This is a genomic window from Paenibacillus amylolyticus, from assembly GCF_001570725.1.
Classification (GTDB): Bacteria; Bacillota; Bacilli; order Paenibacillales; family Paenibacillaceae; genus Paenibacillus; species Paenibacillus amylolyticus_A.
This window is the reverse complement of the sequence record NZ_BCNV01000001.1, coordinates 345,784-361,077: the sequence shown is the minus strand read 5'-3', so window position 1 is coordinate 361,077 and position 15,294 is coordinate 345,784. Positions and strand designations below refer to the sequence as shown.

General features: G+C 47.1%; 17 protein-coding genes. 2 read left to right on the top strand and 15 right to left on the bottom strand.

The genetic code is table 11. The annotated features are described in order from the left end of the window. Window positions 1-97 precede the first annotated feature (97 nt). On the top strand, window positions 98-1,519 hold the full coding sequence (locus tag PAHA3_RS01575) for an aminotransferase-like domain-containing protein (protein WP_235599349.1): 1,422 nt from the start codon (window positions 98-100) through the stop codon (window positions 1,517-1,519). A 143-nt stretch (window positions 1,520-1,662) separates the two neighbouring features. On the opposite strand, the gene PAHA3_RS01570 is transcribed toward PAHA3_RS01575, so the two are convergent. The 11 genes from PAHA3_RS01570 to cysT form a co-directional block, all read right to left on the bottom strand. Then, a complete protein-coding gene (locus tag PAHA3_RS01570) occupies window positions 1,663-2,289 on the bottom strand; it encodes an ABC-2 transporter permease (RefSeq protein WP_062833156.1) in 627 nt (208 codons plus the stop codon). After that, window positions 2,282-3,148, bottom strand: coding sequence for an ABC transporter ATP-binding protein (locus PAHA3_RS01565; RefSeq protein ID WP_062833155.1), 867 nt, complete (start codon window positions 3,146-3,148; stop codon window positions 2,282-2,284). Before PAHA3_RS01565 ends, PAHA3_RS01570 begins: the two co-directional genes overlap by 8 nt. Window positions 3,149-3,153: 5 nt before the next feature. Then, a complete protein-coding gene (locus PAHA3_RS01560) occupies window positions 3,154-3,528 on the bottom strand; it encodes a GntR family transcriptional regulator (protein ID WP_062833154.1) in 375 nt (124 codons plus the stop codon). Between the two features lie 229 nt (window positions 3,529-3,757). Then, window positions 3,758-4,339 (bottom strand): ATP-dependent Clp endopeptidase proteolytic subunit ClpP, encoded by a 582-nt coding sequence (gene clpP, locus PAHA3_RS01555; protein ID WP_017689971.1) that lies wholly within the window; start codon window positions 4,337-4,339, stop codon window positions 3,758-3,760. A gap of 18 nt (window positions 4,340-4,357) precedes the next feature. Beyond that, complete coding sequence (locus PAHA3_RS01550; protein ID WP_062833153.1) at window positions 4,358-5,230, bottom strand: RNA polymerase sigma factor; 873 nt, start codon at window positions 5,228-5,230, stop codon at window positions 4,358-4,360. A 136-nt stretch (window positions 5,231-5,366) separates the two neighbouring features. Continuing rightward, the gene (locus tag PAHA3_RS01545; RefSeq protein WP_062833152.1) at window positions 5,367-6,152 is read right to left on the bottom strand and encodes an MBL fold metallo-hydrolase; all 786 of its coding nucleotides are present in this window, start codon (window positions 6,150-6,152) and stop codon (window positions 5,367-5,369) included. Between the two features lie 288 nt (window positions 6,153-6,440). Further along, the gene (locus PAHA3_RS01540) at window positions 6,441-6,887 is read right to left on the bottom strand and encodes a hypothetical protein (protein WP_062833151.1); all 447 of its coding nucleotides are present in this window, start codon (window positions 6,885-6,887) and stop codon (window positions 6,441-6,443) included. 157 nt (window positions 6,888-7,044) lie between these two features. Continuing rightward, entirely contained in the window at window positions 7,045-8,109 is a 1,065-nt protein-coding gene (locus tag PAHA3_RS01535) for a sulfate ABC transporter substrate-binding protein (RefSeq protein ID WP_062833150.1), read from the bottom strand. Between the two features lie 26 nt (window positions 8,110-8,135). Then, complete coding sequence (locus tag PAHA3_RS01530) at window positions 8,136-9,200, bottom strand: sulfate/molybdate ABC transporter ATP-binding protein (protein WP_062833149.1); 1,065 nt, start codon at window positions 9,198-9,200, stop codon at window positions 8,136-8,138. 1 nt (window position 9,201) lies between these two features. Continuing rightward, on the bottom strand, window positions 9,202-9,999 hold the full coding sequence (locus PAHA3_RS01525) for a sulfate ABC transporter permease subunit (RefSeq protein WP_062833148.1): 798 nt from the start codon (window positions 9,997-9,999) through the stop codon (window positions 9,202-9,204). After that, window positions 9,996-10,811: a sulfate ABC transporter permease subunit CysT gene (gene cysT, locus PAHA3_RS01520; RefSeq protein WP_062833147.1), complete on the bottom strand. Its 816-nt coding sequence runs from the start codon at window positions 10,809-10,811 to the stop codon at window positions 9,996-9,998. The genes PAHA3_RS01525 and cysT overlap by 4 nt, the downstream gene beginning before the upstream one ends. A 347-nt stretch (window positions 10,812-11,158) precedes the next feature. Between cysT and PAHA3_RS01515 the strand changes: the two genes are divergently transcribed. Then, on the top strand, window positions 11,159-11,560 hold the full coding sequence (locus PAHA3_RS01515; RefSeq protein WP_062833146.1) for a secondary thiamine-phosphate synthase enzyme YjbQ: 402 nt from the start codon (window positions 11,159-11,161) through the stop codon (window positions 11,558-11,560). 190 nt (window positions 11,561-11,750) lie between these two features. On the opposite strand, the gene PAHA3_RS01510 is transcribed toward PAHA3_RS01515, so the two are convergent. From PAHA3_RS01510 to ppnP, 4 genes are all read right to left on the bottom strand, one after another. Continuing rightward, complete coding sequence (locus PAHA3_RS01510) at window positions 11,751-12,353, bottom strand: TetR/AcrR family transcriptional regulator (RefSeq protein ID WP_017689980.1); 603 nt, start codon at window positions 12,351-12,353, stop codon at window positions 11,751-11,753. Between the two features lie 5 nt (window positions 12,354-12,358). Further along, window positions 12,359-12,991, bottom strand: a complete 633-nt coding sequence (locus tag PAHA3_RS01505; protein ID WP_036610785.1) for a YigZ family protein — start codon at window positions 12,989-12,991, stop codon at window positions 12,359-12,361. A 182-nt stretch (window positions 12,992-13,173) separates the two neighbouring features. After that, window positions 13,174-14,529: a glucose-6-phosphate isomerase gene (locus tag PAHA3_RS01500; RefSeq protein WP_017689982.1), complete on the bottom strand. Its 1,356-nt coding sequence runs from the start codon at window positions 14,527-14,529 to the stop codon at window positions 13,174-13,176. Between the two features lie 185 nt (window positions 14,530-14,714). Next, window positions 14,715-15,032: a pyrimidine/purine nucleoside phosphorylase gene (ppnP, locus tag PAHA3_RS01495; RefSeq protein ID WP_017689983.1), complete on the bottom strand. Its 318-nt coding sequence runs from the start codon at window positions 15,030-15,032 to the stop codon at window positions 14,715-14,717. Between the last annotated feature and the right edge of the window lie 262 nt (window positions 15,033-15,294).

Below are 15,294 nucleotides of genomic sequence, written 5' to 3'. Positions count from 1 at the left end.
TCCATCATATAGCACTCTCTACAGAACAGAATAAACAAAACAGAACAGTTATCTTCCGTTTGCTGTTACAATAGTGTTCAAAAGGAGTGTGAGCCGGGTGGGCAAAACCATGATGATGACAGATAACAGCCTGAAACTATATGAGCAAGTCATCCATTATCTCGTTGTGCGTATAGAAGCGGGAGAGTGGGCTGAACATGAGAAACTGCCATCTGTACGAAGCCTGTCCGAGCTACTCGGCGTACATCGCTTGACCGTTTTCAAAGCGTATCAGGAGTTAAAAGAACGTGGGAATGTTTATGTGAAGGACAAGTCTGGCTATTATGTCAGTCCAGCAACCCCATTTTCTGTAACAGATCAGGCGGATGATCCCGCTGTGTCTGCCTGGCTGCATTGGGATTCACTAGCACGGGTACAGTCCCTTGAAGCAGAATACCAGTTTTCCAAATCGTTAATCGATCCCTCTCTGCTGCCCAACCGTTATTGGGGTGAACTGATGCGTGATCTGCTGGATCAATATCCCCGTTTGCTTGGCACGTATTCCACAATTCAGGGAGATCTGGAATTGCGAAGTGCGCTGGCAAGCCATTTAACGAAGAAAGAACGCTTCTATCTCTCGGCAGACGAAGTGCTCATTACCTCGGGTGCCCAGCAGGCCATCGATGTAATCTCCCGCAGTCTGGTCAGACCCGGTGATCGTGTTCTGATGGATAGGCCCACGTATGGCCCTGCAATGGAAATTTTCCGCAAACAGGGTGCCCGTCTGATCTTTACGGATATTCACCCCGATGGGTATGATCTGGAGCAGATTGAGCATCTGATGAAAACGGAGAAACCACGCTTATTCTATACGACACCAACCTTTCATAATCCGACCGGCGTTAATGTTCCAGTTGAACAGCGCAAGCAGTTACCGGAACTTGCAGAACAGTATGGTTGTTTTCTACTCGAAGACGACAGCACCTATGATATCTATTTTAAGGAGAAACCTCCTGCACCTATTTTCACCTACGACACCACAGGTCACACCCTGTACATTCGCAGTTACAGCAAGTATGTTGCACCCGGGCTGCGAATTGCAGCCATCATATGCCGTCAACGATTCATGCCAGGACTACAGGCTGTAAAATCACTGACAGATAACGGAACAGCCCTTCTGAACCAGAAGCTTTTTCTCCGTTATTTTCAGTCAGAACGCATGCATCAGCATCTGTCCAAGCTGCGGACCGCCATCCAGCTTCGAATGGAAGTAATGGAACAATGTCTTCTAGAAACGGACTGGACGTGGACCCGCCCCGAGGGTGGACTCAACTTTTGGGTTGAGCTTCCGGAGGGTGTAGATACAGGACGACTGCTTCACCGATGCATGGAGCAATCCGTTGCCTTTGTCCCCGGAACCGTATTCGATTCTTCGGACGATTCAGCTAACCGCAAGCTGCGTTTGTCCTTCTCTTATGCCCATGAGCAACAGATTCGGGAAGGTATGAGCAGGCTCATTACGCTGGCCAAAGAAATGTAAGGTTTGGATTTCCTGGAACTGACGTCACTCCGAAGATTATCAAGTGTAATTTGCAACTCGTATCGCTGCACCAAAAGTAAAGTCGCCTTATGGCGACTTTACTTTTGGTCTTCTATATTCTCTACCTTGCACCCGCTCTGTGCTTAAAGGTCTTTTCTTGCAAACAGGCGGATTGTAATAAGATAAGACACTACAAACAAACCTATAATGCCTACAGAAACCAATGCCATTGTCGTTGTGGTAATCATGCCGTTCTCGTTGACCATACTCATGAGGTACGCAACGGGTTGCGCCAGTATAATCATGCAGACCATGAATATCGCATTGATGATACCTGCCCCTTTTTTGCTAAGTCCGTAGAATAGAGGCATGTATATGGAGACTAGCACAAGCACCATGCCTACGGAAACGGCAATATCCATAAGTGAATAATTCGGTTTGTTCAGTTCAGGATAATTCAGGTTCACAAGCTCGTGAATTCCGTACGACGCGAGCACCCCAAAAAATGTATAGACTATAGCAGAGAGGTACTTGGCCTTCACAATCTGTTTGCGGCTAACCGGGAGCGTGACCAGAAAATTATGATTATGGTTCTTGATATCAATCATAGTTGCTAGCATAACCGAACCAAAGGCTGTGTAGATGCCTACAAAATACATCGACATTTCACTCTGTGGTATAAAGGCGAGACTAAATACCACCAGGTATAATCCAATCGTCCACAATGAACTTTTCAGCACAATGAAGTCTTTACGAAGCAGGTTAAGCATATTTGCGTCCTCCCTTCGCCGTAAAATAAATGAGGTCTTCCAACGTAGGTCTTTGTAAAAGAGCAAGCCTACCAAATAACTGTTCTGCCTCTGCCTTATGATCCGACAATGCTTCAAAACCAACGGCTGTCTCGCGTATTCCGATGAAATGCTTCCGAACATCGGAATCAAGCAGATCCATATCCCCTTTTACAATCGTATACCTTTCTAGCACATCATCTTTGGCTTCATTGAACACCAGTTTTCCTTGATGAATAAACGTAATGTAGTCTGCAATACGTTCCAGATCCGTCGTAATATGCGTCGAGAAAATAATGGATCTTGTTTCGTCCTGTATCATGTCCGCAAGCAGATCGAGCAGTTCCCGCCGAAACACAGGATCAAGCCCGGATGTCGGTTCATCCATAATCAGCAGATCCGCTTCATGTGACAAAGCTACGGCGAGAGAATACTTTATCTTCATGCCTTTGGAAAGGTCCTGGATCTTCTTTTTGGGAGACAGTTCGAACTGATCCAGGTAATCATTGAACGCTTTATCGTCCCATTTCGTGTAAAAAGGAGCAATCATTCGTGTCATCTCCCGGATCGTTAGATGCTCATAGTAAAAACATTCATCGGACACAATGCCAAGGCGTTGCTTGATGTCAACTTCCTGATTGGGCATCTCACTGCCCAATGTCTTGAGGCTCCCCTTATCGGGATGGATCAGGCCCGTAATCATTTTGATCAGGGTACTCTTTCCCGCCCCATTCGGACCAATAAGTCCCGTGATATATCCTTTTTTCACATCTAGAGATACATTATCTACTTTAAATAAGGGATAGATTTTGGTTACATTACGTAATTCGATAGCGTTCATTATGCTTATTCCTCCTCATACAACAATGTAAGATGATGGATTACATCCTGTGAACTCATGCCCAGTTCTTTGCTCTCACGAATCACTTCAAGTATCTTCTCTTCCAATTGTTTCATCCGCCGCTCCCGAATAAAGTCCTGATTGGCTCCGGATACAAAGCTCCCTTTGCCTACAACCGAATCGATCAGTTTCTCTTTCTCCAGCTCTTCATAGACACGTTTGGTTGTAATGACACTCACTTGCAGATCCTTGGCGAGCTGCCGAATGGAGGGAAGACTATCTCCAGCAACCAATTCTCCGCTCAAAATGCTTTGCCTAATCTGAGTTAAAATCTGCATATAGATTGGATCGCTTGATGCATTGGATATTAAAATGTTAATCTTTTCTCACCTCAATGATGTTACATAGTTTTCAGTAGGTATAGTGTATATATATAATATATACACTATACCTACTCTTAGTCAATTTTTATTTAATTTTTCTTATTCTGATTCGATCCATAGACACCGGCTAGCTAAATAATCTGGACGGCAAAAAGAGGACGTCAGTTTCCTGTTCGTCCTCTTGGTTAATCAAGTCCGAAAGGTCACATGACCTTCCGGGCTACTGTTATGAGCTGGATATGACCTTATCCACCAATCCATATTCGACTGCTTCAGCAGCGGTCAGGAAATAATCTCGATCCGAGTCCTTCTCAATCCGCTCAATCGACTGCCCTGTATGATCGGCTAACAGCTTGTTAAGGCGTTGACGGTGTTGAATGATGCGGTTAGCATGAATCAGCATATCGGATGCCTGCCCTCGCGTGCCGCCATGTGGCTGATGGATCATAATCTCACTGTTGGGCAGCGCCATACGCTTGCCTTTTGTTCCACCCACCAGCAAAATCGTGCCAAAGCTCGCCGCCATACCTGTACAGATCGTGGAGATATCCGGCTTCACGAATTGCATCGTGTCATAGATCGAGAACCCCGCAGTCACCGACCCACCAGGGCTGTTGATATACATCTGGATGTCCTTCTCTGGATCCTCTGCAGTCAAAAATAATAACTGAGCCACAATGGCATTTGCCATCTGATCCTCAATCTCTCCGGACACCATAATAATCCGGTCTTTGAGCAAACGAGAGTAAATATCATAGCTCCGTTCTCCGCGAGCTGTCTGTTCCACCACATAGGGTACTACATTCATGTGTGTCGCCTCCTCGGTTTAGGCAACCATGTTGACCGTGTACCCACCTCCATACGACAGCGAGTTCATACTAGAAGTGGAGTACCTGTACATCATTGGCTGCATGGATGGAGACGGCAAAGCCTGCTGCAAAATAGTACCCGCCACAGCCATCGGATCATCAGTCCGATTCAGGCACAGATCAATGATTCGAGCTGTATCTCCATTACGAAATGCCAGCAAATAGCTGCGCAGTTCCTCCCGATTGTCCTCCACTGCGCCTGCTTCATACTGCAATTCAGCGTCCGATCGTTCCAACCTGTGCCTCACTTCAGCTATGGCAGAGCGGGCACGACTTAACGCCGCTTTCACAGCGCCTTCTGTCGTATCCAGCATTTCCGCAGTCTCTGCCGCCTTATAACCCATTAATTCACGTAATACATATATCACTCGCTGCCACGGTGGTAGCTTATCTACAAGAAGTTGAACAGCAGACTCCAACTCCTCGAATCGTCTTTCCTCCTCCATCTCGTGCAGAAGCGGCTTCAAGCTATCCAGTTTATATGCTAATCTCTCCCGCTGACGTAAGATATCAATCCAGCTGTTGCGTGCAATACGGATCAGATAAGCTTCCCAGTTTATATCTTTATTCATCCCGGAAGATCCAACTCCACTCGACGACAATACTTTGAGACAGGTCTCCTGAACCAGATCTTCCGTGTCTGGAACTGATTTCGTCAGTGATAAACAATACGCATACAACGATCCCATCAGGTCAGGTAATACGGTATGGATGCTTTGGTTCAATTGATTTTTTCCGGCGTTACCACCGGATTCAATATCGGATTTATCTTTTTTACCATCATCATGTGGTCTGTTGATTCTGCAATCCACGGACTTCACAAAGGCCATCTTGGGGGCCCCCCTTTGCTGGTTCCTGATTGATTTTGACTTACACTATGTAAACGAAGAACCTCCTCCAAAGGATACGCTCTTCTGAAGTTATTTTTGTTACGCTCATTAAGTTGAGTTACACAATCGTTTCTAGCTATAAGGTTCCGAGCGGCACCCTCATCCCGGCAAGAGCAATCGTAATGCCTTGATCCAGCTTGTAATTCTGCCGTACATCAACGTCATGGGACATATGTGTAAAATAGGTATGACCCGGTTTCAGCTCCCTTAGCAGCTCCTGTGCTTCACGCATATCGTACACGGAACGTGTCGAGAATTCCGCAAGCTCATGCACAAAGCTCGTTCCGAGCACCAGCATATCCAATCCGTGCAACGGCTTTTTCTCAGTGGCCTTCAGGTCAATAGCATCTGAGCAGTACGCCCAGCTATACCCGCCTCGATCCAGCCGATACGCGTATGAATACCCATTATGCCCATGGCACACTTTCCAGGAATGCACGCTCCAGCCGCCGAGTTCAATATCATCATCTGTTTCCAGATAGTCCATATGACGCCCCAACCAGGGAAACTGTCCCTGAATGGTAGCAATCACTTCACGTGGTGCATATAAACGTCCCTTCACACCCAGCCAGCGGCATGCATCTGCCCATTCCGGCAATCCTCCAATATGGTCAAAATGAGCATGCGTGATGAGCAGCGTATGCACCATACGCAATCCCTGATCCTCCATCTGTGATCTCCAGTCCGGCCCGCAGTCAATCATGAATCCTTCGCTAGCACCATCGCCACTGTCAATCAGAACAGTAGAGCGTTTCCGTCTATTTTCTCCCGTAAGCCTCGCCTCTGTACATACTTCGCAATCGCAATACACACGTGGAACGCCCATCGCATCGCCAGTGCCCAGAAATGTTAGCTGATTCAATCCGCATTCCCCCTGAATTAATGATATGTAGATTGTAATCGTACACCTTTGTTTTTGCAAAAAAAAAGACCATCCCGCTGCAGTTCTCCACTGCAATTCGGGATAGTCCGTAGTCTGACCGTTCACCGTCAGACTTACAATTCCATGCTTCGCTCCATCGGGAGCTTGCGCTCATCCACATCTGGTGTGCCCGCTTATAAGCCGAGTCGCCCGCATGAAGATTAGGCCTTACCATATTTCACAGGCCATGACCCGATTGATTTAAGTCACATTAACCCAGCTCTGGAACTACACCAGTGCCCGCAGCTTCAATGTGAGTTCCCGACCTGCAGGTACTTCCTTCGAATCCGTAATGACCCAGTTGGATGCAAGTCGCTCTGCCAGTACATCTGCCTGTTCCGGTTTCAACTGCAATCCCGTGACGATTCCTTCACCCACCGTGAAGTCTTTCTCTGGTTGCACCTTAAAGGCCTTCTCCAACCAGATTCCCAGTCCACCACGCGTGTTAAAGGTAATCCGGTAGCCGTCTTTCACTGCTGCCTCCAAATTTTCACCGTGCTCGTCCGCATAGGAGAAAAATTCGTTATATCGGTATTCCTCTTCAGACACGGCGTCAAAAGCGGAAATGTCCTTCGCTTGAATAGCTTTCAAAATTTCTTCCTCAGGCATTCCCTTACCACGGGCCTGCTCCAGTCGAATCGCTGTACTTTGAGATAATTTGATCTCTGAACTCATCCAACTCACACCTTCCTGCAGATACTATGTAACAATCATGACTAAGTATACCTCTATTATATCCTTTTGACAGTAAAAAACCTCCATCTCGACTTCCATTGAAATGAAGGTTTAGTATGAACATATACGTTTACCTATTCAATTGCATCATCAATACTCATATTCCCGCGAGCACCTGATACCACACCCCGCGTTTGGAGTACAACGTACTGCGTACCTCGTCCCATCCACCCAGATAGGTGATATCAAATAATCCTTCAGGCGTTGGAAATGTGGACTCCGTCTGAGCAAATACATCCGGATCTACTGAACGAAAACCATGCTTGGCAAAAATATGCTGTGCTTCCGGTGTACGCAGATAGGCGACAAAGGCTTCCGCCAGTTCACGATTCCCGTGTTTGTCAGCATATTTATTCACCACGACTGCCGGGTTCTCAATCAGGATTGTATTTTTCGGAACGACGATGTCATAATCTACACCTTTGGCAATCCGGGCAAGTAATTCATTTTCATACGTGACGATCACATCACCCACACCATACTCGAATGCCGCCATCGAAGAGCGACCACTCTTGTCCAATGATTCAACGTTGCGATGTACCTGTTCGAGAAAAGCCTTGGCTGCGGCAGGATCTTTCTTCCCCTCTTGCTCCTCCGACAGTTTCAGCCCGGCACCGTAAATGGCATTAATATCCCATTGCGCGCCCCCGGATGTCTTTGGATTGGGGTAGAGTACCTTTACTCCCGGCTTCGTTAAATCCTGAAAATCACGAATTCCCAGCGGGTTGCCTGCTCTTGTTCCTAGAACAACAATCGAACGAGTAATCATGCCCTCATTAGGGGTCTGTTTCCAATCGGAGCTAACCAAGTCGGCTTTGACCAGCTTGTCGATATCACTCTCCATCGCGAGCAAGGCCACGTCAGCCTCGAATCCACCTACAATGGCTCTTGCCTGTGTTCCCGAAGCTTCATAGGATTCCTGGAAGTTAATCGTCTGTCCAGTCTTCGCTTTCCACTCCTCCTGGAACTTGGGTAGCAACTCACCTACAGCGTCTTTCGCTACACTATAAGCACCGATTACCAGCGTGTTGGATGAATCGTTACCTGAGGACTCGTTCTGTTCGCTTGACTCCTCCTGCTTGCTGCATCCAGCGGTCATGCAGACGAGCAGAAGCATGAGGGTAACATATAAGAGTATGGATTTCTTCTTCCTCGTCTGCATGGGCAAGCCCCTTTCTTCCACTCGATCTAAATCATCACCGGCATCGGATCTTCCTTCAGTCGGTTCTCAACCACCCAACTGTTGGAATCATTGAACAAGTATGCACGATGCACAAGGACTCTTATCTGTTGACCGATCTCCAGTGTTGTTTTCTCCAGGGAACGGTATGTGATTAACTTATGACCCTGTACTTCTACCTCTACCATCCATTCACTACCGCGGAAATGAAGATGTTTGACTGTACCTTTTTCCGTCGCAGACAACATGGTGAACTCGTTTTTCAAGCCGATCTCAATATACTCCGGTCGAATAAGCGCTTTGGTATGTTCACCCTCAACGGCATGTTCGAATCCTTTCAGTTGGGAAGCATCCTCCACAACCGTAGACTCTCCGATAAATGTAGCGACAAAAGGTGTCTGCGGATTTTTGTAAATATCCCAAGGCGTACCCTTCTGTTCCAGACGTCCCTGACTGATAATCATGATTTCATCCGCCACTTCAATCGCTTCATCCTGGTCATGCGTTACAAAGATCGAAGTGATTCCTACCCGCTCGATTAGCTCCCGTAACCATGAACGCAGTTCCTGACGGATCTTGGCATCAATGGCCGCGAACGGTTCGTCCAGCAATAACAGCTGCGGTTCAGGGGCGAGTGCTCTGGCAAAAGCAACACGCTGACGTTGCCCACCAGACAACTGATGGGGATAGCGCTGTTCGAAACCTTTTAACCCGGTCAATTCAACGAGTTCCATAACCCGATCACGGATCTGGGCTTTCGGCGTCTTTTTGACCTTGAGTCCAAAAGCAATATTCTCGAATACCGTCATATGTTTGAACAAGGCATAGTTCTGGAATACAAATCCGATGCCCCGCTCCTGTGGAGGCAGATGATTCACCACTTTTCCATGAAAGCGAATCTCTCCGGAACCCGGATTCTCCAGGCCCGCAAGCATCCGCAAAATGGACGTTTTCCCGCCTCCGCTGGGTCCAAGCAGACCGATCAGATGGCCTTTGGCAATATCGAATGAGACATCTTTTACCGCATGAAAATCACCGAAATGTTTGTTCAGATCACGGACTTCTACATGCATATCAATGCACTTCCTTTCGCTTCTTGGCCCATTCCATCATGAGCAGCAGCCCGACGGAGAAGGTGACCAGCACCAATGCCACACCATTTGCGGCAGCTACATTAAAATTCTCAACATCCTGATACACCAGCGTTGTTGCTGTCTGCGTTTTGTTCATAATATTACCGGATACGACCAGCACTGCACCGAATTCCCCAAGCGAGCGCGCAACCGTCAAGACAAGACCGTATACCACTGCCCAGCGGATCGAAGGCCAGGTCACACTCCAGAACGTTCTCCAGCCGTAGGCGCCCAGTGTAGATGCAGCCTCCTCTTGCTGTGAACCGAGTTCCTGCAGGACAGGCATAACCTCTCTGACCATCAGTGGAAATGTGACAAATAACGTAGCGATCACCATACCCGGGAAGGCATAGACCACATTGAATCCAATTCCTTCAAAAAAAGCACCCATAATGCTGTTAGGTCCCAGCATCAACACAATCATCAAACCGCCAATGACAGGAGATACGGCATAAGGCAGATCTACAATGCTGTTTAGCAGCCCTCTTATCCGTTCACTCAGCCATCCGGCACGAACCAGATACAGGGCCATCATGATGCCAAACAATGTATTTAACAGGGTGACCACCAGGACAACCAGTCCGGTCATCATCAAGGCGTGTAGCGCCTCAGGACGCATCAGCCCTTTCAGGAACCCGCCTGCCCCGTCTTCAAATGCGCCAATAAAAATGCGACCGAGCGGGATGATCAGCAGTACGATAAATACCGCAAACGTCAGTCCGATTAAGAGTCGTCTCATCGTCTTCTCCCCCGCATCTGTACCAGATTGATCAGCCAGAGGATCAGGAAGGAGAGCGTCAGGAGCAACACGGATACAGCAGCGGCTCCCGTTGGATTATCACTTTCAATCTCTCCGTAGATAAATACGGAAGCGGTCAATGTTCTTCCTGGAATGTTACCAGCCACCAGCACGACAGCTCCGAATTCAGCCAGTCCTCTGGAGAAAGCGAGCATCCCCCCACTGATCATGCCAGGTGCCATGGAAGGCAGAATAACCTGCATAAACGTGCGAGCCTTGGATGCCCCCATCGTGTACGAGGCCTCTTCCTCGGAAGGATCAATTTCTTCCAACAAAGGCTGCACTGCACGGATAACAAACGGAAACGTGACAAAGGTCATCGCGATAACAATTGCGGGCAGATGAAATACAATCTCAAATCCCATGGATTCTGCCAGTTTCCCGATGGCACTGACCGGACCCAAAAGCAGCATAATCATCAAGCCACCCACGGCTGTTGGCAATGCAAACGGAAGATCGACCAAACTGTTGAGAAATGATCGGCCCACAAAGCGATACCTTGTCAACACCCAGGCGATCATCGTGCCAAGAACCACGTTAATCAGCGTTGCAATAACGGCCAGCCGAATCGTCAGCAGCACGGCTTTCCACGCGATCGGGTCCATAATACTCTGGGCGAAGTTGCTCCATCCTTCAGAGAAGGAGTTGACGTACACACCGATGATTGGAAGTACAATAAGTACGATAAAATATAACAATACGGTACTGCGGAATCCCCAAGTCCATCCCTTATGACGAAGAACGGTATTCATTGCTGCGTTCCCTCCCAGCCTCCGGCTTAAGTTCCGGTCGGCAGTCTCCCTGCTTCGGTACGACATTTTTCCTAAGTTGGATTATATTACTTTATTATTATTCCCATTAGTCTACTTGGTTTTGCTTTTCTGATACTTTACCAGTTTGCAGTGCTAATCGTCAATGCTTTTATTGAATATAATTGGGCCACATATGAGATTAATTAATAAATATAACTTCAGGTTATTTCTGTCCTCTCCGTTATCATAAGAATTGCTCTTTTCACCTTGCATATGTGGTTTGTTTGGTATGTAGTGGTTAAGGTACAATCGAGGGTAAGAAATGAGATCCTAAGGAGTGATTTAACATGTTATATACGAAGAATATATCCACTTCCACACGAGATGAAATGAAGGATATCACACGTGACGTAAAGCAGGTTGTCCAGAGTAGCGGCGTGCAGAACGGGACGGTGCTTATCTACTGTCCACATACGACGGCGGGTATCGCCATTAACGAAAATGCAGACCCGGATGTGAAACACGATGTATTGTTGCGCCTGGACGAGGTGTATCCCTGGGAGCATCCCGAATATCGACATGCCGAAGGTAATACAGCCTCTCACCTCAAATCGATCACAACAGGGCCATCACAGACAGTAATTATTCATGAAGGCAGACTGCTGCTTGGCCAATGGCAAGGCATTTACTTTTGCGAGTTCGATGGCCCCCGTGAGCGGGAATACCTTCTCAAAATCATGGAAGGTTAGATTCGTCCCAACAGGCCTGTCACCAACTCAACCATTTTTGCAAACACAAACAGGCGGTCCACCCTCATTTCGGGTCGGAGCCGCCTGACTTGTTTTTTGGCGCATACTAACTTTCGCGAGACAACGTTATAAAGAATTAAAGTTATGACAAATCACCGCCCTGAAGTGTAGGGGTGCAACAATAGCGCCATTATTGGACGCCAGGCTGCTGACCCAGATTGCGGCACAGCACTTTGACATGAGACAGCGCAGACGATTCAATCTCCACAAACGTTAAACGGTCCTGAATGTAATAAGAAATGAATCCGTGCATAGCCAAAAATAGCGTACGCGGTACCCTTTGAATGTCTTCTTCCGTACAGTTCTCTTCATTCATATATTGTCTTATAATCGATGCAAACAATTCGAAGCAGCGTCCCTGTTCGGTACGACAATAGGACAACAGTTCTTCGTCCCTGATCATAAACATAATTTCGTATTGGTATGGGTTCTCCAGACCAAAGCGAATAAACTCCATCATAATGTGCTCTACCTTGCTCACATCATCACGAACCGGCCTGACCATGGCTTGCAGCAGTAAATGCCCCAGATGATTAAAATCTTCAACCACGATGGCATAGAACAGCTCTGCCTTTTCCTTAAAGTGATAATACAGCGACCCATGACTATAGCCCAGATGCTGGCCGATGCTTCGCATCGAAATGGCGCGGTATCCTTTGGTAATAAAAAGGTGCCTCGCCGCCTCCAGTATCCGCTCCCTCGACAACTCCTGTTCGACTGCTCTTCTAGCCATATATTTTATTCCCCTTCAATAAAATAAAGCCGCTGTCCCTCCGTGATCCGGGATTGCCCTTGCGTCAAATCCGTGATCCAGGCTACAAAAGCCTCGGTTTCACTATCCGGCGGAAGACAAGTCAACGTAACCTTATCGGTGAATCCAGTTTCACCTGTACGGACTTCCCGGCTCCTTAACTCATTTTCCACTTTACCCAGCCACGTATAATCCAGTTCAACAAACACTTCACGATGCAGCACGTTGGTAATGGCTTCTCCTGCTTCAATGGCTGCTACAGCTCCATCCGTATAAGCACGAATTAACCCACCAGCTCCAAGCATAATTCCCCCGAAGTATCGCGTAACCACAATTGCTACATTTTTTAATTTCTGATTTTTGATCACTTCAAGAATGGGTTTCCCTGCTGTTCCGCTTGGTTCCCCGTCATCGGATTGCTTCTGGATCTCATCGCGCTCCCCAATCATGTACGCAGAGCAGTTATGAGTCGCATTCCAATGTTTTTTCTTGATCTCATCGATAAAGGCAACCGCCTCTTCCTCTGTCGTGACCGGCATAATATGACCGATAAATCGCGACTTCTTGATTACAATTTCCAGATTGCCCGGTCCTCGAACCGTGCGATAACGTTCAATCATTCCAAATCCAACTTTCTGATCTTTTCCTGAGTCCAACTCCATTTTACAAGAAAGCAGTTCACCGCGCGAACGCGGACGAACTGCCCTGGTTATCTTCATCCGGGAACCCTGCATCTTACACGAACAGTGATTCCCCGATAGATTTACATTACCTTATTTAACTATATGAGCAGACCGATGAATTATTCGGAAAGTCTCGCTTCAAGCGCTGCTTTCTCTTCTTCAAAGCCTGGTTTGCCCAACAATGCGAACATATTTTTCTTGTAAGCTTCCACACCTGGTTGGTCAAATGGATTGACGCCCAGCAGATAGCCACTGATGCCGCATGCTTTTTCAAAGAAGTATACCAGATATCCGAAGGAATATGGAGTCATATCTGGAATGTTCACAATCAGGTTTGGTACTTGACCATCCGTATGTGCAAGCAGTGTTCCTTGGAACGCTTTTTTGTTGACAAAGTCCATGGTTTTGCCTTCAAGGAAGTTCAAACCATCCAGATCGTCTGGATCGGATTTGATTGAGATATGCTCCGCAACTTCAGTAACCTGGATAACAGTTTCGAAGATATTCCGGCTACCTTCCTGAATGAATTGACCCATGGAGTGCAAGTCAGTAGAGAAATCAACAGATGCAGGATAGATCCCTTTGTAGTCTTTACCTTCGCTCTCTCCGAACAACTGTTTCCACCACTCGGATACGAAGTGCAAGGATGGCTCATAGTTTACAAGGATCTCCGTACCTTTGCCTTTGCGATACAATGCGTTACGAACAGCTGCATATTGATATGCTTCGTTCTCAGCTACGTTCGGGTTGCTGTATTCTTTGGATGCGTCAGCCGCACCTTGCATCATTTCTTCGATGCTGATACCAGCTGCCGCGATTGGCAGCAAACCTACAGCTGTCAGAACGGAGTAACGTCCCCCAACATCATCCGGGATAATGAAAGACTCGTATCCTTCTGCATTGGCCAGTTCTTTCAGTGCACCGCGCGCTTTATCTGTTGTAGCATAGATGCGTTTGCGTGCTTCTTCTTTACCATATTTCTCTTCCAGTGCTGCACGGAAGATACGGAAAGCAATTGCAGGCTCTGTTGTTGTACCGGATTTGGAGATGACGTTGACAGAGAAATCTTTGCCTTCAACCAGATCCAGCAAATGAGTTACATATGTGGAACTGATATTGTTTCCTGCAAAATAGATTTCAGGCGTTTTGCGTTTGTCTTTTGGCAAATTGTTATAGAAAGAGTGAGTCAGCATCTCAATCGCTGCACGTGCACCCAGATATGATCCACCGATACCGATAACAATCAGTACTTCGGAGTCGCTTTGGATTTTGGCAGCTGCTTTTTGAATCCGTGCGAACTCTTCTTTGTCATAAGCCGTTGGCAGGTCAATCCAGCCCAGATAATCGGAGCCTGTTCCTGTTCCGTTGTGAAGCTGCTCGTGAGCGAGACGAATCGGTTCTGCGAAATAGTCCACTTCGTGCTGATTTACAAATTGCAATGCCGTGCTATAGTCAAATGTCACTTTTTTTGCCATGATCTCAAAAACCTCCTGATTTCGGTTATATTATTTCCGCGTATTCCATTCTAAACAACTTGCCTTAAGGATACTTCAAATCCACGGGGCTGACAAGCTTGGCGCTCGAACTTTGTCGTTAGAATTCAAGAAGCAAAAAGGGTAAACCGAATCCGCAGGTTGCGGTTCTGCTTACCCTTCTTATGTTATTCCGCCGGGTACGAGCAGACGTAGTCAGTAACGCTGCGTATCTCCAGTTTGAATTTGGATTCGGCAGGCACGTGGAACGTAGCTTGACCTTGAATCTCTTGCCACTCTTCTTCTCCGGGAAGCAATACTTTCAGATCTCCGGACAGAATCTCCATAATTTCACGGGAATCCGTACCGAATTCATAACTGCCTGGAAGCATGATGCCCAGAGTCACTTTGCTGCCATCCCCCAAAATAACCGTTCTGCTGGTTACCTGACCATCATAATAAATGTTGGCCTCTTTCACTACACTGACTTGATCGAATTGTGACATGCGTACCCGCTCCCCTGAAGTTAATGAAAACAAAAGGCAAAACAGATCAGGGCGATAACGAGTCACCGCCCATCTCTGCGGAAATAACTTACTGCCATGGATCAGGAGAGTATGAAGCTCTCCCAACCATAGCAGCGCTTATGAAGCTTTAAGTGCGTGTTCAAAAAGTTAGGTTTTCAGTACCGAGAAGATGGGATGAAGCTAGAAATGGAGTAGCGGAGCGTAGGAGAAAACTACGTGAGCAACGGACATTTCGGCTGAA

Bases quoted from the DNA above. Each gene is read 5' to 3' on its own strand.
- PAHA3_RS01525 (WP_062833148.1), bottom strand. From the start codon at position 9,999: ATGAGACGACTCTTAATCGGACTGACGTTTGCGGTATTTATCGTACTG.
- PAHA3_RS01510 (WP_017689980.1), bottom strand. From the start codon at position 12,353: ATGGCTAGAAGAGCAGTCGAACAGGAGTTGTCGAGGGAGCGGATACTG.
- clpP (WP_017689971.1), bottom strand. From the start codon at position 4,339: ATGAATGTAGTACCCTATGTGGTGGAACAGACAGCTCGCGGAGAACGG.
- ppnP (WP_017689983.1), bottom strand. From the start codon at position 15,032: ATGTCACAATTCGATCAAGTCAGTGTAGTGAAAGAGGCCAACATTTAT.
- PAHA3_RS01530 (WP_062833149.1), bottom strand. From the start codon at position 9,200: ATGCATGTAGAAGTCCGTGATCTGAACAAACATTTCGGTGATTTTCAT.
- cysT (WP_062833147.1), bottom strand. From the start codon at position 10,811: ATGAATACCGTTCTTCGTCATAAGGGATGGACTTGGGGATTCCGCAGT.
- PAHA3_RS01565 (WP_062833155.1), bottom strand. From the start codon at position 3,148: ATGAACGCTATCGAATTACGTAATGTAACCAAAATCTATCCCTTATTT.
- PAHA3_RS01540 (WP_062833151.1), bottom strand. From the start codon at position 6,887: ATGAGTTCAGAGATCAAATTATCTCAAAGTACAGCGATTCGACTGGAG.
- PAHA3_RS01535 (WP_062833150.1), bottom strand. From the start codon at position 8,109: ATGCAGACGAGGAAGAAGAAATCCATACTCTTATATGTTACCCTCATG.
- PAHA3_RS01550 (WP_062833153.1), bottom strand. From the start codon at position 5,230: ATGGCCTTTGTGAAGTCCGTGGATTGCAGAATCAACAGACCACATGAT.
- PAHA3_RS01570 (WP_062833156.1), bottom strand. From the start codon at position 2,289: ATGCTTAACCTGCTTCGTAAAGACTTCATTGTGCTGAAAAGTTCATTG.
- PAHA3_RS01505 (WP_036610785.1), bottom strand. From the start codon at position 12,991: ATGATTGAACGTTATCGCACGGTTCGAGGACCGGGCAATCTGGAAATT.
- PAHA3_RS01500 (WP_017689982.1), bottom strand. From the start codon at position 14,529: ATGGCAAAAAAAGTGACATTTGACTATAGCACGGCATTGCAATTTGTA.
- PAHA3_RS01515 (WP_062833146.1), top strand. From the start codon at position 11,159: ATGTTATATACGAAGAATATATCCACTTCCACACGAGATGAAATGAAG.